This is a genomic window from Dactylosporangium thailandense, assembly GCF_059739745.1.
This window is the reverse complement of sequence record NZ_AP029195.1, coordinates 402,777-422,482: the sequence shown is the minus strand read 5'-3', so window position 1 is coordinate 422,482 and position 19,706 is coordinate 402,777. Positions and strand designations below refer to the sequence as shown.

The 19,706-nt window shown below is 73.0% G+C and carries 14 protein-coding genes; 2 read left to right on the top strand and 12 right to left on the bottom strand.

Annotated elements, in window-relative coordinates; genetic code table 11:
- Positions 1-10: 10 nt before the first annotated feature.
- The 12 genes from AC6JBM_RS01730 to AC6JBM_RS01675 all read right to left on the bottom strand — a co-directional run bounded on the left by AC6JBM_RS01730 (position 11) and on the right by AC6JBM_RS01675 (position 17,160).
- Positions 11-1,996, bottom strand: a complete 1,986-nt coding sequence (locus AC6JBM_RS01730; RefSeq protein ID WP_497981843.1) for a polysaccharide deacetylase family protein — start codon at positions 1,994-1,996, stop codon at positions 11-13.
- A 272-nt stretch (positions 1,997-2,268) separates the two neighbouring features.
- A complete protein-coding gene (locus AC6JBM_RS01725) occupies positions 2,269-4,923 on the bottom strand; it encodes an FtsX-like permease family protein (RefSeq protein ID WP_497981842.1) in 2,655 nt (884 codons plus the stop codon).
- Between the two features lie 5 nt (positions 4,924-4,928).
- Positions 4,929-5,648 carry an ABC transporter ATP-binding protein gene (locus AC6JBM_RS01720; RefSeq protein ID WP_497981841.1) on the bottom strand — a complete coding sequence of 240 codons (720 nt, stop codon included), beginning with the start codon at positions 5,646-5,648 and terminating at the stop codon, positions 4,929-4,931.
- Positions 5,635-6,204, bottom strand: a complete 570-nt coding sequence (locus AC6JBM_RS01715) for a PadR family transcriptional regulator (protein WP_497981840.1) — start codon at positions 6,202-6,204, stop codon at positions 5,635-5,637. The genes AC6JBM_RS01720 and AC6JBM_RS01715 overlap by 14 nt, the downstream gene beginning before the upstream one ends.
- Before the next feature lie 324 nt (positions 6,205-6,528).
- Positions 6,529-9,030 carry an RNA repair domain-containing protein gene (locus AC6JBM_RS01710; RefSeq protein ID WP_497981839.1) on the bottom strand — a complete coding sequence of 834 codons (2,502 nt, stop codon included), beginning with the start codon at positions 9,028-9,030 and terminating at the stop codon, positions 6,529-6,531.
- 61 nt (positions 9,031-9,091) lie between these two features.
- The gene (locus AC6JBM_RS01705) at positions 9,092-10,477 is read right to left on the bottom strand and encodes a pectate lyase (RefSeq protein ID WP_497981838.1); all 1,386 of its coding nucleotides are present in this window, start codon (positions 10,475-10,477) and stop codon (positions 9,092-9,094) included.
- A 104-nt stretch (positions 10,478-10,581) separates the two neighbouring features.
- Complete coding sequence (locus AC6JBM_RS01700) at positions 10,582-10,938, bottom strand: cupin domain-containing protein (RefSeq protein ID WP_497981837.1); 357 nt, start codon at positions 10,936-10,938, stop codon at positions 10,582-10,584.
- Positions 10,935-11,936 carry a Gfo/Idh/MocA family protein gene (locus AC6JBM_RS01695; RefSeq protein WP_497981836.1) on the bottom strand — a complete coding sequence of 334 codons (1,002 nt, stop codon included), beginning with the start codon at positions 11,934-11,936 and terminating at the stop codon, positions 10,935-10,937. The genes AC6JBM_RS01700 and AC6JBM_RS01695 overlap by 4 nt, the downstream gene beginning before the upstream one ends.
- Complete coding sequence (locus AC6JBM_RS01690; protein WP_497981835.1) at positions 11,933-13,240, bottom strand: mannitol dehydrogenase family protein; 1,308 nt, start codon at positions 13,238-13,240, stop codon at positions 11,933-11,935. Before AC6JBM_RS01690 ends, AC6JBM_RS01695 begins: the two co-directional genes overlap by 4 nt.
- Positions 13,228-14,514 carry an enolase C-terminal domain-like protein gene (locus AC6JBM_RS01685; RefSeq protein WP_497981834.1) on the bottom strand — a complete coding sequence of 429 codons (1,287 nt, stop codon included), beginning with the start codon at positions 14,512-14,514 and terminating at the stop codon, positions 13,228-13,230. The genes AC6JBM_RS01690 and AC6JBM_RS01685 overlap by 13 nt, the downstream gene beginning before the upstream one ends.
- The gene (gene uxaC / locus AC6JBM_RS01680) at positions 14,511-15,923 is read right to left on the bottom strand and encodes a glucuronate isomerase (RefSeq protein ID WP_497981833.1); all 1,413 of its coding nucleotides are present in this window, start codon (positions 15,921-15,923) and stop codon (positions 14,511-14,513) included. The genes AC6JBM_RS01685 and uxaC overlap by 4 nt, the downstream gene beginning before the upstream one ends.
- Positions 15,916-17,160 carry a Gfo/Idh/MocA family protein gene (locus AC6JBM_RS01675; protein WP_497981832.1) on the bottom strand — a complete coding sequence of 415 codons (1,245 nt, stop codon included), beginning with the start codon at positions 17,158-17,160 and terminating at the stop codon, positions 15,916-15,918. The genes uxaC and AC6JBM_RS01675 overlap by 8 nt, the downstream gene beginning before the upstream one ends.
- A 228-nt stretch (positions 17,161-17,388) precedes the next feature.
- Here AC6JBM_RS01675 and AC6JBM_RS01670 point away from each other — a divergent pair, with 228 nt between their 5' ends.
- Positions 17,389-18,369, top strand: a complete 981-nt coding sequence (locus tag AC6JBM_RS01670) for a LacI family DNA-binding transcriptional regulator (RefSeq protein WP_350622280.1) — start codon at positions 17,389-17,391, stop codon at positions 18,367-18,369.
- A 37-nt stretch (positions 18,370-18,406) separates the two neighbouring features.
- Positions 18,407-19,702 carry an ABC transporter substrate-binding protein gene (locus tag AC6JBM_RS01665; RefSeq protein ID WP_497981831.1) on the top strand — a complete coding sequence of 432 codons (1,296 nt, stop codon included), beginning with the start codon at positions 18,407-18,409 and terminating at the stop codon, positions 19,700-19,702.
- The last annotated feature ends 4 nt before the right edge of the window (positions 19,703-19,706 follow it).

Here is a 19,706-nt window from a genome sequence, read left to right as displayed (position 1 = left end):
GGTCGTCATGCTATGCCAGCTGCGGTACCACCTCGTCAAGGGCCTGGTCGACCGTCTTCACCGTGATCGCCTTCTGCTGGATCAGCAGCAGCTCCTTGTCGAGGTTGGCGGGCGTGACAGCGTAGGTCGGGTCCTCGGCGGTCGCGCTCACCTCGTGGTACACCAGGACCAGCCACGACTTGTCCCGGATCGCCTGGTCGATCCACTGGCCGACCTGGGCCGGGGTCGTGGTGTCCAGGATGTTCTGCACCTTGATGTTGTAGACGTCGGTGCTGTCCTTGGTGTTGTACCCCTCGTCGGTGGAGCGGTGCGAGCGGTAGTACTTCTTGGCCGTGCTGAGCACCGTGGCGTTGTACTCGCCGTACGGGGTCGCGAAGTTCTTGGCCACCCCGCTGCCGTACCACGAGCGCAGGTCCGCCTGGCTGTTCTTGAGCTCGGCGTCCACCTGCGCGGCCGTGAGCGTCGGCAGGTGCGGGTGGGTCACGGTGTGCGAGGCGATCTCGATCCCGTGGTTGGCCAGGTCGCCCATCTGGGCCTTGGTCATGTAGTCCGGGTAGTCGATGGTGCTCGTGAGCAGGTAGTACGTGGCCGGCATGTGGTACTTGTCCAGCAGCGGCACGCCGGCGGTGTACTGCGACTTCCAGCCGTCGTCGAACGTGAGGCTGACGAGCGCCCGGTTGAGCTGCGCCGGGGTGTACTCCCCGAGGCTGAAGTCGTCCGTGGTGATCCAGCCGACCTTCGCGATCACCTGGAATACGGTGATCTTGGTGGCGCCGGCGGGGACGGTGTACTGCGCGCTGACCTTCGTCCACGCCGAGGAGGCCGGGGCGGCGGCGAGGTACGCGTACTGCTCCGAGCCGTCGGCCATGGTGACCTCGACGTCGATCTCGCTGTCCACATTGGACTGGTACCAGTTGGAGTACTGGTAGGTCTTGCCGGGCGTGACGCTGACCGCGGCCGGGCTCCACTTGGAGTCGCCGCTGGTGTACTTCGTGATCTGCGTCTTCACGCTGCGGCTGCCGGTGTGCCCGGTGGTGAGGTAGCTGAACGTGGTCGTGTTCGTGCCCCACGTCGAGCTGCTCCAGCCCGAGGGCGCGCTGCCGTTGGCGGTCTCGACGCCCGGGTTGGCGATGAGGTTGCCCGGGGAGGTCGGCGGCGGCGTGGTGGTCGTGTTGTTGACGGTGACGGTCACCTTGGACGTGGCCGCGGTGGCGCTGGAGGCCGTGCGGGCGGTGGCGGTGACGGTGTGCACGCCGTTGGCGGCCTTCTTCGTGTCCCAGCTCGCGGTGAACGGGGCCGCGGTGTCCTCGGCGCCCAGGTCGGTGCCGTCGACGGAGAACTTCACGCCGACCACGTCGGTGCTGGCGGTCGCGGCGATCTGCTGGGTGCCGGAGACGGTGGCGCCGGCGGCGGGCGCGGTCAGCTGGACCGAGGCCGGGGGCGGCGTCGGGTCGGAGGCGCCGGACTCGGCGAGGAAGTACAGGTCGGTCTGGAGGCTGCCCTTCTTGGCCAGCACGTGGTACACCGACGCCTTCACCGCGTCGGCGGGCGTCGTGAACTCGACCGAGAGCTGCTTCCACGCGGCGGAGACGGGCGCGTCGGCGAGCCACACGAACGTCTGCTTGCCGGCCGCGTTGGTGTAGACGACCTCGAGCGTGGTCAGCACGCTGCCGATGTACCAGTCCGAGACGACGTACTTGGTGCCCGGCTTGACGGTGACGGGCGCCGCCATCCACTTCGCGTCGCCGGACGTGCGCGAGGTCATGGTGACGGCGAGGCTCTTCTGGCCGTCCTTGCCGCCGTCCTTCCAGGCCGAGGTGGCCTGGTTGGTGCCCCACTTGTCGAAGGTCCAGCTCGCCGGCCCGGAGCCGGAGGCGGTCTCGGCCGAGGGGTTGCCGATGAGGTTGGCGCCGACCGCGTACGCCGTGACGCTCGGCAGCAGCGCGGAGACGACGGCCGCGAGAACCGTGCCGATGAGTAGTCTGTACAGCCGCACGTGTCGGTACCCCAATTCGTCACTGAGAGCAACTTCGGACGGGGTATAAGACCAATCGTCCCCATATCGCGTCAACGCAACGTGAGGACGCCGTCACGACAGTTCGCCAAGAGAAGGCCCTGACCTGGACCTCGTCGCAGATTAGCCCTCAGATTCGTGCACGTTCGGATTAACTCCGACGCGCCGGAGGTGAAACTGTGCGTCACCCGAACGGGGTGACCTGCCCGTTCCCGGGGCCGGGTACGCCGGGTGACCGGCCCCGGGAAGGTGAGCTAGAGCCGCCGCTCCACCGGCAGCCGCGAGCGGGTCAGCAGGCCGCCCGCGGCCATCGCGATCAGCGGCACGACCACGAGCGTGACGGCCAGGCTCGGCCAGGGCCACGTGAACGGCACCGGCGGGGCGGACGGCCACCGGGCCGCGCCCGTGCGGTTGAGGGCCGCGAGCACCGCCGCGCCCGCGCCGAGCCCGCCGGCCGCGCCGAGCAGCGAGCCCAGCCCTGCGATGAGGCCGGCGCGGCTCAGGGCCAGCCGCCGGCGCACGCCCGGGGAGGCGCCGACGGCCCCGAGCGTCGCGTGGTCGGGCCGGCTGTCCACCGCGGACAGGCCCGTGGCGATGCCGGCCGCGCCGAGCGTGACGATGCCCGCCGCGACCGCGAGCAGCAGCAGGGTCAGGGTCGCGTCGGAGCCGCGGGGCGTCATGATCTGGCCGTCGTACCCGTGCCCGAGGTGGGCCAGGCGCTCCGAGAACGCGTCGGACTCGGCCGTGGTCGGGGGCCGGGTGGTGGCCGCGACGATGCCGACGACGGCGCTGCCGAGCCCGGCCCTGGCCACCGCCCGCGGTGAGATCGCGACGAACTCCAGCGAGCGGGCCGTCGGCGCGTAGAAGCCGGGCACCTCCAGCGGCTCGGCGCCCGGCGCCGACGCGATGAGGTGCGCCTTGCCCTGGTACACGCGCATCGGGTCGCCCACGACGACCCCGCCGGCGGCGAGGACCTCGCGGGCCCGCTCCAGGTCCGGGCCGGTGATCCCGCCGATGGGGGCGAGGGCGGCGCCGTCGTCGACGATGTGCAGGGCATCGGAGTCGCCGACGATCACGTGCTGCAGGTCGTCGCAGCGCGGGTCGGCCACCGCGGCGCGCTGCTGCTCGGGGGTCAAGGCGCCCGGGTCGTACGGGCACCGGTTCTCCGGCGGCCGGATCGCCTGCAGGTCGCAGCGTCCCCGGCCCGGGTCGGCGCAGGTCACCGCGCGGATCTCGGTCACCTCGCGGACCGGCAGCGGCGCGACGGCATCGCGGAGCCGGTCGGTCGGCAGCTGGGCCGGGCGCCCGTCGTTCCCCGGCCGCTGGATGACGGTGGCGGTGCCGACCGGCAGGGTCGGCACGTACATCGCCGCCGTCCTCGCCTCGACGCTGGTCTGGTACGCCGCCAGCGCGGTGCTGCCGATGACCGCGGCCATGACCGCGGAGACGGCGGGCGCGGCGGACGCGCGGTTGCGGGCCGCGTCGCGCACCGCGATCCGCACGGCCGGCGGCAGCCCGCCGCCGAGCCGGGCGATGGCGCCGAGGATGGCGGGCGTGGACAGCACCAGCCCGAGCTCGGCGATGACCAGCCCGGCGAGGACGGCCTCGGCCAGGGCACCGGCGACCCCCCACGCCGCGATCCCGGCGCCCGCGGCGAGCCCGGCCAGCCCGGCGAGGGCCAGGCGGCGCCCGGTGCGGGCGCGCGGCCGGCGGCCGGTGAGCGCGGCGAGCACGTCGGTGCGCCCGGCCGTGATGGCGGGGGCGAGCGCGGCGGCGACGCCGGTCAGCACGGCCAGGACCGCGACCCCGACCAGCTGCCCCGGCGGGACGCGCAGGCCGCCAGGGCGGGCGTGCAACAGGTACTGCGCCAGCACCGGCCGCGCGGCCAGGGCGCCCGCGACGCCGATGGCGATGCCGGCGACGGCCGCGGCCGCGCCGAGCACGAGCCCGTCGGCGAGCACGATCCGGCGCAGGTGCCCGGGGCTGCCGCCGCTCGCGGCGACGAGCCCGAGCTCGCGGCGCCGGCGCCGGGCCCCGACGGCGAACGCGGGCCCGGCCAGGAGCACCACCTCGAGCGTCGCCATGCCGAGCACGAGCACGGCCAGCTGGAAGGTGCGGTCGCCGCGCGCCATCTCGTCGGGCAGGACGGCGAGCATGCCCTCGCGCTCGGGGCCGAGGAGCACGGCGCGGGAGCGGGCGACGATCCCGTGCTCGTTGAGCGTGCGGACCTGGTCCCACGTGAGCGGGGCGGGGGCGTCGACGTACCAGATGCCGTCGCCGCCCATCGGCAGCGCGCCCGGGCGCATGACGATCCCGCCGTTGAGGTCGCCGGGGCGCTCGAACCGTCCGACGACCGTGAACCTGCGCTTGTCGTCGGGCAGCGTGAACGTCCCGCCCAGGCGGGTGCCGAGGCGGTCCATGGCGGCGGCGTCGAGCGCGGCCTCCGCGTCGGTCGCGGGCGCCCGGCCGTCGAGCAGCTCCAGGTGCCCGGCCCAGCGCGGGTCGGCGAGGTCGAGCAGGTGGACCGGCAGGCCCGCCCGGCCGGCCGCGGTGGTGACCGCGATCCGGTGGTGCTCGTCGGTGTGCACCAGGCTGCTGCCCGGCGGCAGGGCGGACTGGAGGGCCCGCTCGACCTCGGCGGCCGCGACGCCGTGCACGAACTGGGCGTCGTCGCGCACGGGGCGGTACTGCTCGCCGGAGCGCCCCTGCTGGATCGGCCCGTCGAAGGCCCACTGCACGGTCGCGTCGAACCGGCCGAGGTCGCGGTCGGCCTGCTCGGCCGGGGTGAGCGTGAACTGGTCCAGGGTGGCGGCGACGAAGGACAGGGCGAGCACCGGCAGCATGATGAGCCCGACGATGAGCGCCGTGCGGCCCTTGGCCCGCGCCGCCTCCCGCCTGGCAATGCGCAATGCGATCACGAGGTCGCGCCGTTCAGGAGGTGCTCGGGCTGGGCCAAGGGCCCCGACGCGTCGACGATCCGGCCGTCTCGCAGGAACACCACGCGGTCGGCCCACGCCGCGTGCCGCGCCTCGTGGGTCACCAGCACGCCGGCCGCGCCACCGTCCACTTTGGAACGCATGAGCCGCAGCACCGCCTCGCCGGTCAGCGAGTCCAGCGCGCCGGTCGGCTCGTCGGCGAGGATGAGCCGCCGCTGCCCGACGAGCGCCCGCGCGATCGCGACCCGCTGCTGCTGGCCGCCGGAGAGCTCGTCGGGGAACCGTCCCGCGCAGTCGGCGAGCTCCACGTCGGCCAGCGCGGCCAGCGCGGCCCGCCGGGCCCGGCGGGGCGAGGTTCCGTCCAGCTCGAGCGGGAGGGCCACGTTCTCGGCGGCGGTCAGGGCGGGCAGGAGGTTGAGGTCCTGGAAGACGTACCCCACCGAGCGTCTCCGCATCGCGGCCAGTTCCCGCTTGCGCATCCCCTCGAGCCGCCGCCCCTCGACGGCCACCCCGCCGGCGTCGGGCCGGTCGAGCCCGCCGGCGAGGTTGAGCAGCGTGGACTTGCCCGAGCCGGACGGCCCCATGACGGCGACGAGCTCGCCCGCGGCGACGGCGAGCGAGACCCCGCGCAGCGCGTGGACGGCCGTCTCCCCGTGCCCGTGGGTGCGGCACACGTCGAAGAGCTCAAGCACGCTCATCGACGACCTCCAGCTGTACGGCCTGTTCGGCGACGTTCTGCTGCGGTCTTCTCCGGACCAGGCTCGACTCGCAGTGGTCGAGCCAGCGCAGCTCGGCCTCGGCCTGGAACACCATAGCGTCCAGCACCAGCCGCCACGGCAGATCCCCGGGCCGCTCGGCGCCGCGCTTGAGCCGCGTGTACTCCTGCATCGCCCGCATCGTCGCCGTCCGCTGCGCCTGCACGATCGCCTGGACGTCCACACCGGGCGTGGTGATCGCGAGCGCCAGCTTCACCGCGAGCTCGTCGCGCGGCCGGTCCTTGGCCTGCACCGGCGTGACGAACCAGGCCCGCACCTCGGCGCGGCCGTGCTCGGTGATCTCGTACGGCCGCTGCCCGTCATTCTCGGGAAGCGGCCGCACGAGGTGATCCCGCTCGAGCCGGGCGAGGGTCGTGTAGACCTGCCCGATGTTGAGCGGCCAGGTGCCCCCCGTCGACTCCTCGAACGTGCTGCGGAGCTGGTATCCGTGCATCGGTCCCCGCTCGAGCAGGGCGAGGAGCCCGTACCTGATCGACATGCATACGGAGTATGCATACTCGGTATGTGCCGGTCAAGCACGCGGCACTTCGCACCCCGGGAAATGCGTGCACCATGTGCGCGGCCACCGGTCACGGACGGACGGGCGACCGCCGCGACACAGAACCGCCGGCCCAGCCTGGCCGCGATCACCACTGTTCATCCAGCGACAGAGGCCGGCCGGACACCATCCACCGAACCAGTTGCCGGCGCGAGCAAAGCGGACGCAAAAGCCGGCCACCGACCGCCGAATCAGATTTTTCGCCCTACAGGCGAAAAATCCGATATGTCGCGGCGCGGAGCGCCCGACATATCGCGCCAGCCGTCACGCGACCGCCGGGCCACCGTCGATGCCGAGCTGGCGCCGCCGCGGATAGGGCCGGACCACAGCGCCTGCGGACTCGAGCTCCAGGATCATCCCGAGCACGCGCCCGTCCAGGTCCTCGTCGGCGGGCAGCGTCACCAGGCGCTCGTGCCGCCAGGGCTCCGGAAGCCCCCCGCCCTCCAGCGCCGCCTGCACAAGGGCCGCCGTCGAGCGGGTCATGGTGCGGGTGGTGTTCACGCCCGGGGGCGTGGGCGAGTACACGGGCCAGTAGGCGTGCCGGTCCCCCGAGCGCGGCCGGCGCGGATGACCAGAGCAGTGGCGCAGAAACGCGTCGAGGTCGAATGCGTTGTGCCGCATGGCCTCGGCGACGAGCACCGCCCAGCTGAAGCCGCCCACCAGGCCCCACGCGGCGCCGTCCAGCTCGCGTTCGCGGGACCAGCGGCGCACGTTGGTCAGCAGCGTGCGGAACGCGGCCGGGTCGAGGCCCTCCAGCAGTGCGTCGGCGTCGTGCACGGCCAGGACCGCTCGACGGCCGGGCTCGTCGAGGGAACCGTCGAGCGGCAGGCGGTGTACGTCGGCGGTCGTGACGTGCTGCACGTCGACGCTCACCCCGGCCACCGTCGCGCGGACCACGGGGACGATCGTGCCGGCCAAGCGGGCGCCGGGCAGCGACTCGGCCAGCTCGGCCAGGGCGGAGCCACCCGAAGGAGACGCCCACACCAGGTCCAGGTCGGTGGTCGCGGTGGCGATGCCCAGGCGGACCGAGCCGATCACGTGGACACGGGAGCCGGGGCGCACCGCGGCGCACGCGTCCGTGACGATGGACAGGGCGGCGTCGTGGCCGGTGGACAGGGGCACGGTGTGCTGGACCGTGAACGGCGTGTCGGCGCCGCGGCTGATCAGGTCCACCGCGTTGATCGTGAACTCCAGGGGCTGCCAGTCGCGGCGCAGGGCGGCGTACAACGGCTCGATCGAGGCGCCCGTCAGCTTGGCGATGGTCATATGGGGAGTGAACGCGTGCGGCGACGTGCAGCCCGGGAAGCGGGCGGCCAAGGCACTCTGGAGGCGGCGCAGGGCGTCCGAGGGCGACGGAGCGACCCAGACGGTGGTCGAGCCCCGGTGGTCGAAGCGGCGGACCTCGGCCAGGCGCACACGGATCGGGCCGGTGCCGGCCACCACCTCGGCGACCACCGCCGCGGCGGCCTCGAAGTCGGCCTGGGGCACGAAGCCGTAGACGAGGTTGATGTGGGGCATCCAGCGGCGGTACGCCGGGTCGTGCCGCGAACGCACCGCCTGGATCTGCGGCCACACGTGCTCGGGTGGGCGCACCACGAGGGCCGAGGTGTGGACGCCGGGCGAGTCGACGGTCGGCTGGGCCGGTTGCAGGAGTGCGGTGACGCCGAAGTGGTCGGAGACGTACAGGTCGCCGGCGAACGGGCGGTCGCCGAAGCGCTCGGCCACGACCGGGGTGAGGCTGCCGCGCACGAGGATGCGGTCCAGGCGCGCGGCGCGGCCGGTGCGGGAGGCCAGGGCCGCGAGCGGGTTCACCGCGGGGTCGAAGGTGAAGCCGGCGTCGTGGGGGTGCACGGCGCGCCAGGCGTCGACGTAGCCGGGAACCGCGGGGGCGGCCTCGTCGCCGGCGTTGAGGTCGGTGAGCACCACCGCGGCGTCGAGGTCGCCGCGGCCGAGGCGCTCGGCGATGACCCGCAGCTGGTGCTCGCGCCGCTGCTCGGCCCCCTCGGTGTGGTCGCTCGTGAGGTGGGCGGCCACGAAGCCGGTCGTGCGGCCGTTGAGCACGGTGTGGCCGAGGACCAGCCGCTTGTACGCCGAGAGCCGGTGCACCTCCAGGGTCAGCGGCCACCGGGCGATGAGCGTGGTGCCGTAGCCGATCTCGGCGTCGGGGCCGGCCGAGACGCAGTAGCGCTCGCGCACCCACGGCGCCGCGAGCAGCGCGGCCCACAGGTCGTGGGTGACCTCGTGCAGCGCGACGACGTCGGCGCCGAGGCCCTCGAGCAGGTCCACGCAGGCGGGGACGCGCCGCTCGGGATAGGTCATCTCGCGGTCGTACGCGTCCGAGAGCACATTGAACGTGGCCACCTGCACCGCGTCGGCGTGCACGGGCGCGGCCGGGCCGGCCGGCACCCACTGGCCGGCCACGGGATCGAAGCGCAGGCAGGCGGCCGAGTCGAAGGCCGAGATCGCGCGCCTCGGGGCCTTGGCGGCAACCGCGGGAGCGTCGGCGGTAAAGGAAGCCAGGTCGGCCGCCGGGGTGGTGCCGGAGCCGAACACGAGGTCGACGCGGGTCTGGCGGTCCCACACGGTGGTCGAGCCGGCTTTGACCCACTGCACCCGGTGCCACGGCACGTCCCCGCCGCCGACGAACGCGAGCAGCGGTGTCTCCCGGATGCCGGCCCCGCGCTCCTCGTAGCCGACGGAGAAGCGCGCCGCGTCGAGGGCGGCGTCGTACCGAATCCGGGAGACGACATCCTGCACCGGCCTCATGCCGCGAGCCTAGGTCGCGGCATGAGGCCGGGGCGAACGATTTCCCGCGGGTACGCCGCCGCTACTTGTAGGTGATGTCCGAGGACTTGAAGTTGCAGTGGCCGTCGCCCATCCCGTCGCCGAGATACTTCGGCTCGCTGCCCTTCGCCACGCCCGTGTACTCGGCGCAGATGTGGATGCCGGACGAGCTCTGCACCGTCACCCGCGTCAGCGTGGCGGTGTCGCCCCAGTTCGTGTTGATGCCCACCACGTACTTCGCCTTGTTCAGCAGCACGTTGTCCACCGTCACGTGGCGCTCGTAGTGGTTCGTGCAGTTGCCGCAGCCCCGGTAGAGCTTGCCGATGTCGCTGGCGTAGAAGCCGCTGATGTGCACGGTGCCGTTGCCGTTGTGCTGGAACACCTTGTCGCTGGCGGACCTGGCGCCGCCGCCGATGACGTAGGAGTCGCCGCCGCTGGTGCCCAGGAACGTAGCGGCGTCCTCGCCCACGTCCTCCCACCAGACGTTCTGGATGGTGCAGCGGCCGAGGCAGTGCACGCCGTCGCCGGCCGGGGAGCCGATGATGACGTTCTTGAGCGTGGCGCCGTCGGACAGCTCGAACATCGGGTCCTGGGACTCGCTCTGGCTACCGTCGCCGATGCAGCAGTAGCGCTTCATCCCGCCGTCGAGCGAGCTGGTCACCTTGATGGTGCCGCTCACCGACACCGAGCCGGTCGAGCTGGGCCACGAGCCGGTCGGGGTGCTCCCCCCGCCGCCACCCGACGTCGGGGTCGGGGTCGGGGTCGGCGTCGGGGACTTGGTGGGCGTGGGGCCCGTGGTGGTCGGCGTCGGGCCGGCCGTGTCGCTGACCGCGATGTCGTCGAACGAGGCCGCGGAGTACACGGTCTGCACGCCGATGCGGCCGCTGGAGGCGACCGAGCTCGAGCCGGAGCCGACCGAGGTCCCGTCGACCGCGCCGGAGATGGTGCTGCCGGAGACGGTGAGCGACAGGGTGTACCAGGTGTTGCTCACCGTGCGCGAGACCTGCCCGAGCACGGTGACCGAGCCGCTGCTGACCGCCTGCAGCTGCACGCTGCCGGGCAGCAGCGCGAGCCGGTAGAAGGTCGTGGAGCTGGTGGCCCGGGCCAGCAGCGCGGCGTGGCCGTTGCTCGCGAGCGAGGTCGGCTTGACGCGGGCGCTGACGGTGTAGTTCGTCCAGCCGGTGTCACCGGCGAACTCCCGGGCGTTCTCGCTGCCCGAGTTGCTCTGGTTCAGCGCCTTGGAGCCGTCGGAGACGACGGCCCAGGTGCCGCCGGACTTCGACCAGCCGCTGAGGTCGCCGTCCTCGAAGTTGTCGCTGAACAGCGTGGCCGCGAACGCGATCTGCGAGAAGATCGCGGCCGAGGCGGTGAACGCGGCGACGCCGGCGGCCACGATGGGCCAGCGGCGCCGCCTGGGGCAGGTGTCCATGCTTCCTCCGTCGAGGGAGACGTGACGCATGGGGGTGTGCGGCGGGACTGGGCGGGTCGGCCGCATGCGTGGGGCTGAGGAAAACGCTTTCCTCAGCCCGTAACCTAGACCGCCGTCGATTCCGCGTCAACCGGCGAGAGGTGCATCCAGGTGAAGACGAGCGGCACGTCCCCGTCGCTGACCAGGTGGTGGTTCTCCCCCGGATCGATGATGAGGATGTCGCCGGCCGTGAACCGGGTGTCGGCGGAGCCGTTGAGCTCCAGCACGCCGGCGCCCTGCACGATGGTGAAGATCTCCGGGACGTCGTGGACGTGCACGTCCGACTCGGGGTGGGTGCGGTGCCCGGGGTCGTCGTAGCGGCTGATCCCGCCGCGCTGGACCGGCCCCCAGCCCCGCCCGATGGCGGCGAGGGTGGCCGGGGTACCGCCGTCGGGCAGGTCGGCGAGTGAAAGTTTCCTCACGGGAGGACTCCGATCTCACGGAAGTGGGCGCGTTCGGCGGCGGCGCGGCGGATCATCGCGGCCGCGTCCGGGATCTCCACGCCGTCCTCGCGCCGGGCGAGGCGGGCGGGGTCGAGCAGTACGGGCGCGTCGGCGGCCAGGATCGCCTCCGCGAGGGCCGTGAACGGTTCCGTCCGCTCCAGCGGCACCAGCAGCGGCGCGCCGTGGTCGCGGTGGTCGAGCAGGTTCTCCAGCAGCCCGATCCGGCCGGGCACAACCTCCCCGTCGAGGCGGTCCTGGGCGTAGCCGACCTCGGCCGTGCCGTCGCGGCCGACGACGGTGATGTCGCCGGGCACGAACTCGGCCGAGCAGAGCGTGACGGCCACGAACACCGCGCGGCCGTCGGGCGCGGTGAGGCGCAGCGTGGCCGTGTCCTCCACCTCGACCGCGGGCCTGACCCGGTACCGATCCAGGCTGAGCGTCCACGGTGGACGGATTCCGGTGATGGCCAGCGCCTGCATGAGGGCGTGCGCGAAGGGGTTCACGAGGGCCCCGTCCCGCCCGCGCCGCCCCGCCCACGAGCTGCGCGCCCAGTAGCTGTCGGGCCGCCACCAGGCCCCGGCGACCGAGGCCGACGTCACCTCGCCGACCCGCTCGGCCAGCAGCGGCAGCGTCGGCGAGCCCAGCGCCTGGAAGCCGATCTGCAGCACCCGGCCGCGGGCCGCCTCGGCGAGCCGCCGGTGGTCGGCCAGGGACAGCACCGGCGGCTTCTCCAGCAGCAGGTCGGCCCCGGCGCCGAGGACGTCGAGGGCGATCGGCAGGTGGGTGTGCGGCGGGGTGCACACGACCACGACCTCCGGCTTGCGCTCGTCCAGCATCCGCCGGTGGTCGGTGTAGTCGTAGCCCGGCTGCACGTCGCAGGTGGCGACGAGCCGGACCCGCTCGCCGAGGGCGTCGATGGCCCGCAGGTGCCAGGCGCCGTGCCCGGCCGCCCCGATGAGCGCGACGGACGTGCTCACCGCAGCCCGGCCAGGGTGCCGAGCACGCCGTGGCGCTGCAGGGCGCCGCTCCACTCGGCCAGCTGCGCGCGCAGCTCGGTGTCGTCGGCGAATCCGGGCGGGAAGACGGCGTCGAGCGCCAGCAGGTCCGGGGCGGACCGCAGCCGGTCCGCGAGGGGGTCGTCCAGCGGCAGCGGGGTGCCGTCGTCGGCCGACCCGCGCACGAAGCGCATCCAGGCGGCGAGGACGAGCGTGGCGTACAACGGCATGCTCCCCGCCGCCCGCCGGTCCGCGATGGTGCCGAGGAGCCGCTGCGGGAGCTTCTGCGAGCCGTCCATCGCGACCTGCAGAGTGCGGTGGCGCAGGGCGGAGTTGGCGAAGCGCGCGAGGGCGCTCTGCCCGAACCGCTCGACCGTCACCCCCTCCGGCGGGGACAGCGTCGGCGCGATGTCGGTCGCGATGAACCGTTCCACGACGTCCCGCATCCCCGGCAGCCCCAGCGACCGGTCGATCGTGGGCGCGCCGGCCAGCGCGCCGAGGTACGCCAGCGCCGAGTGCACCCCGAGGACCACCCGCAGCTTCAGCCCCTCCCAGGGGCCCACGTCGTCGGTGACGATGGCGCCGGCCAGGTCCCACGCCGGCCGCCCGCCCGGGAAGTCGTCCTCGAGGACCCACGCGTTGAACGGCTCCGCGCCCACCGTCGCCCGGTCCTCCAGGCCCAGGACGTCCCGGGCGGTGGCATAGGTGGCATCGGTACTGGCCGGCACGATGCGGTCCACCATCGTGCTCGGGAACCCGGTGGAGTCCGCGATGGACGGCCCCAGCTCGGCCACGACGAGCTCGCGCAGCCGCCGGCCGTTGCTGGGCAGGTTGTCGCAGCTCACCAGCGCGATCGGCGCCCCCGCGCGGGCTCGCAGCCCCCGGACCAGCAGGTCGAGGACCGCCGAGCCGGGCCGGTACGCCTTCTCGGTCACCGTCAGCGTGACGATCCGCACCGCCGGGTCGGCCAGCAGGCGCTCGACCGCCTCCGGCTCGCTCGCCGCGTGCAGGGCCTGGCTGTGGACCCCGAGCACGCGCGGCGTGACCCGCTCGCCGTCCAGGGTCAGCACGCTGTACAGCAGGTCCTGCTCCAGCAGCGGGTCGAGCACGGCCCGGGAGCGGGGCGCGACCGCGGCGATGCCCCAGTCCCCGCCGCCCTCGGCGATCGCGTCGGCGGTGAAGACCGCCTGGTGGGCCCGGTGGAACGCGCCCAGCCCGAGATGCACGATGCCGGTGCCCGTGGCCTTGGGCAGGTCACCGGCGGTGGCCCGGCTCAGGCGCTCCATACCGGCCCCTGCGGGAACGCGAACCGCTCGACGGACTCGGGCCGCATCCGCACGCTGTAGCCGGGCCGCTCGGGCAGCCGGTAGCGGCCGCCCTCCACCCGGACCGGGTCGGTGAAGTGCTCGTGCAGGTGGTCGACGTACTCCACCATCCGCCCCCGCATCGACCGGCTCACGCGCAGGTAGTCGAAGAACGACAGGTGCTGCACGTACTCGCACAGCCCCACCCCGCCCGCGTGCGGGCACACGGTGACCCCGAACTTGGCCGCCATGAGCAGCTCGGCGAGCACCTCGCCGACGCCGGCGACCCGGCACGCGTCGACCTGCATGATGCCGATCGCGCCGGCCTGCAGCAGCTGCTTGAAGATGACCCGGTTCGCGGCGACCTCGCCGGTGGCGACCTTGCACCGCTCGCCGAGCGCGCGCTGGATCGCCGCGTGGCCGAGCACGTCGTCGGCGTGCGTGGGCTCCTCGATCCAGTACGGGTCGAAGGCGACCAGCCGCTCCATGTTGGCGATGGCCTCCTCGACGTCCCAGACCTGGTTGGCGTCCATCATGAGCAGGGCGCCCGGTCCGATCTCGGCGCGGATGATGCCGGCCCGGCGCACGTCGTCGTCGATGGGCCCGCCGACCTTCATCTTCACCGCGGTCCAGCCGTCCTTGACCGCGGCCCGGGTGAGCGCGCGGACCTTCTCGTCGTCGTAGCCCAGCCAGCCGACGGAGGTGGTGTACGACGGGTAGCCGTGCTCGCGCACGTGGGCGAGCCGGTCCGCGTAGCCGTCGAGCCCGGCGTCGAGGATGGCGGCGGCCTCGGCCGGGGTGAGCGCGTCGGCGATGTGCCGGAAGTCCACGGCCGCGACCAGCTCGGCCGTGGGCAGCTCGGCCAGCAGCCGCCACATCGGCCGGTCCGCGAGGCGGGCACGCAGGTCCCACACGGCGTTGAGGATCGCGCCGGCGGCCATGGCCACGACCCCCTTCTCGGGGCCGAGCCAGCGCACCTGCACGTCGGCGGTGAGGGTGCGGGCGCCCGCGGCCGTGCACAGCTCCTCGACGGTGTGCCCGACGACGTGGTGGCGCAGGGCCTCGACGGCGGCGCAGGTGATCTCGTTGCCGCGGCCGTTGGTGAAGGTCAGCCCGAAGCCCTGGGCGCCGCCGGCCGTCTCGACGACGACGTAGGTGGCCGAGTAGTCGCCGCGGTTGATGGCGTCGGAGCCGTCCCCGGCGGCCGCGGTCGGGAACCGCACGTCGTGCACGGTCAGGCCGATGATCTCGGTCACGCCGACTCTCCACTTCGGACGGTGCGCTGGTAGACGCGCTTGGGCAGGTGGTAGGCGAGGTCGGCGATGGTCTCGGCGGCCTCGTCGAGCGGGAGGCGGTGCTCGGCGACGAGCCGGGCGAGAAAGCCGGCGTCGACGCGGCGTGCCACGTCGTGGCGCACCGGGATGGAGCAGAACGCGCGCGTGTCGTCGACGAAGCCGGCGGTGTTGTAGAAGCCCGCGGTCTCGGTGACGGCCTCGCGGTAGCGGCGCAGGCCCTCGGGGCTGTCCAGGAACCACCACGGGGCGCCGAGGAACACGGCCGGGTAGCCGCCGGCGAGCGGGGCGAGCTCGCGGGTGAAGACGGTCTCGTCGAGCGTGTAGAGCACGATACGGAAACGCGGGTCGTTGCCGAGCTCGTCCAGCAGCGGGCGCAGCGACCGCACGTACTCGGTCGGGCTCGGGATGTCGCCGCCGACGTCGCGGCCGTGCCGGGCGTGCAGGGCCGCGTTGTGGTTGCGCACGGCGCCCGGGTGCAGCTGCATGACCAGGCCGTCCTCGACCGACATGCGGGCGAACTCGACCAGCATGTGGGCCCGGAACCGCTCGGCGTCCCCGGCCTCGGCCCGGTCGCGCAGCGCCCGGTCGAACAGCGCGGCGGCCTCGTCGCGGGGCAGGGCGAGCGTGGCGGCGCTCGGGTGCCCGTGGTCGCTGGAGGTCGCCCCGGCGGCGATGAACGCCTGGCGGCGCTCGCGCAGGCGGTCGAGGAACCCGGCGAAGGTGCCCGCGCCGAGCTGCTCGACCCGCTCGGCCCAGCCGGGCCAGTCGAGGTCGACCAGGTCGTCGGGGCGGAACGTGGTGATGACCCGCCCGCCCGGCCCGCCCCAGCCGTCGGCCGCCAGCTTGGCGTGGGCACCGAGGTCCGACAGCGGCGACTCGGTGGTGGCCAGCTGCTCGAGGTTGAAGCGCTCGAACAGCGCCCGGGGGCGGAACCGCGGGTCGGCCAGGCGTTGCGCGACGGCGTCGTACACCTCGTCGGCGGTCTGCGCGTTGAGCGGCGAGGCGACCCCGAAGACCTCGGCGAGCACGCGCTCGGTCCACAGCCGCGAGGGGGTGCCCCGGAACAGGTGCCAGTTGGCGGCCAGCCGCCGCCAGATCGTGCGCCCGTCGGTCTCCACCGGGGTGCCGTCCAGCGACGGCACGCCGAGCTCGGCGGGGGGAATGCCCTGGCTGGCCAGCATCCGCGTGACGTAGTGGTCCGGCACCACGATGAGCCGGGCCGGGTCCGGGAACGGCTTGTCGTCGGCGAGGATCGCCGGGTCGACGTGGCCGTGCGGGCTGATCAGCGGCAGGTCCTTGGCGTGCCGGTAGAGCTCGCGCGCGATCGCGCGGACTCCGGGCTCGGCGGGTAGCAGTTGATCCTCATGCATGGGCGATACCAGCCTTGAGCTCGGCGGTGCGGACGGGCCGACCGGTGGTGATGGACTCGTTGGCGGCGAGCCCGACGAGCAGGGCGCGGGCCCCGTCGGCCGCGTCGGCGCCGCGGCCCAGCGGGTCGGGGGGCGCGGCCGGATCGAGCAGCTGCGCGAGCATGCGCACGTCGGCGCCGCCGTGGCCCTCCCGGCGATGGCCCTCGACGGCGATGTCCACGGGCGGGCCGAAGAAGGGCCGCAGGCGGAGACTGGCGGTGCCGGGCTCGCGGTGTCCCTTGAGCGAGTCGGCCGCCTCCACCGAGACGTGGTCGGTCTCGGTCACGTCGAGTTCGAGCCGTCCGCGGCTGCCGTTGAAGGCGATGCGGTACCCCTCCCAGGGCGCGTAGGCCGTCAGGTGATACGTCAGGGTCGCCCCGCGAGCGTAACGCACCAGCACGGCCAGATCGTCCTCGATGGTCACGCCGGGCGCGAAGACGTCCTGGTCGCGGTGGTAGCCGTCGGCCCGGACGGCCGTCTCGCCGTAGAGCGCCGTGAGGTCGGGATCGCTCATGTCGATCGCGAACTTCCCGGCGCCGTGGCCGGCTCCGTCGGTACCGTAGAAAAACAGGCGACCGTCGGCGTAGACGCTGGCGGGGTCGTCGGCCAGCCACCAGTTGACCAGGTCGAAGTGGTGCCCGGCCTTGTGCACGAGCAGCCCGCCGGAGTCGGCCTTGTCGCGGTGCCAGCGCCGGAAGTAGTCGGCGCCGTGGCGCACGTCGAGCAGCCACTCGAAGTGCACCGACCCGACCTCGCCGATCTCGCCCGCCGCGAGGATGCGCTTCACCGCCTCGTGCAGCGGGTTGTAGCGGTAGTTGAAGGTGACCCGGACCCGGCGGCCGGTGCGGCGCACGGCATCCATGATCCGCGCGCAGCGCCGCGCGTCGATGGTCATCGGCTTCTCGGTGAGCACGTCGCATCCGGCCTCGAGCGCCGCGACGATGTACTCGTCGTGGTAGCGGTCCACGGTGCACACGATCACCACGTCGACGCGCTCGCGCTCGATCATCTCGGTGAACTCGCTCGCGCGGTACGCCGGGACCGGCGCGGGGAGCCGGTCGTTGTGCACGGCGATGCGGACCGGGTTCGGGTCGGCCAGCGCGACGAGCTCGCAGGTGTCGCGGTGCTCCTCGGTGAGCGCCCGGACGAACATGGCGGCGCGCGACCCGGTGCCGACGATCGCGTAGCGGGATTTCAAGGAGCCTCCTGAGGCGAAAGGCTGCAAAGGTTTGCAGCAAACTATGCGCAAGAGGCGCTCGCCCGGTCAATACCGTCGATGTGATCGCATTGAGGGGCGTTGACACGGGAGCAAACGTTTGCATAATTGGCACCACTGCGGTGACCCAGGTCACCCCTCCCCCGGACGGTCAGCACCCCGGCCGCCCCGGGACGGGCCACCGCTGCCGCCGCCCCGAGAGGACTCCACGTGCCCGCCACGATCCGAGATGTCGCCCGCGCCTCCGGCGTCCATGTCTCCACCGTGTCGCGCACGTTCTCGGCGCCGCACCTCGTCAATCCCGACACCCGCAGCCGGGTGCTGTCCACCGCGGAGAGCCTCGGCTACCGCCCCAACCGGGCGGCCCGCGCCCTGATCACCGGCCGGACGCACAACATCGGCCTGATCGTCGCGGACATCGCCAACCCGTTCTTCCCCCCGCTCATCAAAGCCGCGGAGTCCCAGTCGCGCCAGCGCGACTATCACCTCTTCGTCGCCGACACCAACGAGGACCCCGTGGCCGAGGAGCAACTCGTCCACGCCCTCGCCAAGCAGGTCGACGGCGTGCTGCTGTGCAGCCCGCGCATGAGCAACGACCTGATCGAGAAGCTCCGCAAGGAGGTGCCCCTGGTCGTGGTGAACCGGCCCGTCGAGGGGCTTCCCGCGGTCGTGATGGACGTCGCCGACGGCGCCCGGACCGCGATCGAACACCTGGCGGGCCTCGGGCACCGCGCCATCGCCCTGCTGGGCGGGCCGCGGGGCTCGTGGACCAACCGGGAGATCCGCCGCAGCGCGACCGCGGCGGCCAAGGCCGCCGGGGCCACGCTCACGGCCCTGGGCCCCTACCAGCCCACGGAGGCGGCCGGATCGGCCGCCTGCGAGGCGGTGCTGGCCACCGGGGCGACCGCCGTGCTGGCCTACAACGACCTCATGGCGATCGGCCTGCTCGAGGCCCTGCACGACCGCGGGGTGCGCGTGCCGGAGGAGCTCAGCGTCGTCGGCATCGACGACATCATGCTCAGCCGGCTGGTGCGCCCGAAGCTCACCACCGTGGCGACCCCGACCGCGGCCGCCGGCCGGGCGGCCGTGGACCTGCTGCTGCACCACGACGAAGAACACCGCTCCACCGCACTCGTCACGCTCCAGACCCAACTGGTCATCCGCGAATCGACCGGCCCCGCTCCGGTCTGAACCCCACTCGCGGCCGATGCCTAGGAGTGAAACTTTCATGTCCGGAACCTCTCGCCGCCGGCTGCTCGCGGTAGCCGCCGCGGCCGCCCTGCTCGTGCCCCTCGCCGCCTGCGGTGACGACGCCGGGTCATCCCCCTCGGCGGACTCCACCGAGCCGGTCGAGCTGAGCTTCTTCTGGTGGGGCGGCGACGCGCGCGCCAAGCTCACCGAGGACGCGCTGAAGCTGTACACCGCGAAGCACCCGAACGTCACGTTCAAGACGACGTGGCAGGCCAACCAGGGCTACTTCGACAAGCTGGCCACGCTCACGGCCGGCAACGCCGCGCCCGACATCTTCCAGATCGACGACAACTACCTGACCGAGTACGCGTCGAGGAACGTCACGCTGGATCTCAGCTCGTACCAGAAGTCCGGCAAGCTGGACACGTCGAAGTTCCCCGAGAGCCTCTGGAAGTACGGCGAGGTCGACGGCAAGCTCGCCGGCGTCGCGTTCGGCGAGAACACCCAGGGTCTCGTGTTCAATAAGACCAAGCTGCAGGCGGCGAACCAGCCGCTGCCGACCAGCGGCATGTCGTGGGAGCAGTTCATCACCTGGGCCCAGGCGGCCGGGGCGGCCACGAAGACGGCCGGCACGCAGGACCCCAGCGCGGACTACAAGGCGTTCTGGGTGTGGCTGCGCCAGCAGGGCAAGGACCTGTACAAGGGCAAGGAGCTCGGCTTCACCGCCCAGGACGTGACCGCCTGGTTCGACCTGTGGAAGGGCGCCCGGGACAAGGGCGCGACGCCGCCGCCGGACGTGATCCGGGAGGGCAACGCGACCGACATCACCAAGCAGCTCGTGGTCACCGGGAAAGCCCTTACCTCGTGGGTGTGGGTGAACCAGCTGCCGGAGCTGCAGAAGAACACCAAGGACGAGCTCGGCGTCGTGTCCTACCCCGGTGACCCGAAGGCCCAGTGGGCGCGCGCGTCGATGTACTTCTCGGTGTACCGCGGCAGCTCCAAGAAGGACGTGGCCGTCGACGTCATCAACTTCCTGGCCAACGACCCCGAGGCCGGCAAGGTCCTCGGCACCGACCGCGGCCTGCCGTCCAACCTGGACGTGCGCACCACCGTCGAGAGCGCCGTCACCGACAAGGCGATGAAGACCTCCATCGACGTGGAGAACCAGCTCGGCAAGTCCTTCGGCCCGTCGCCGCAGGTGCCGCTCAAGGGGCACAGCACGCTGCGCTCGGAGCTGATCAAGGCCGCCGAGTCGGTGCAGACCGGCAAGGCGTCCTCCGCCCAGGCCGCCGAGGCGTTCATCACGGCCGTGAAGACGGCCATCTCCAAGTAGGGAA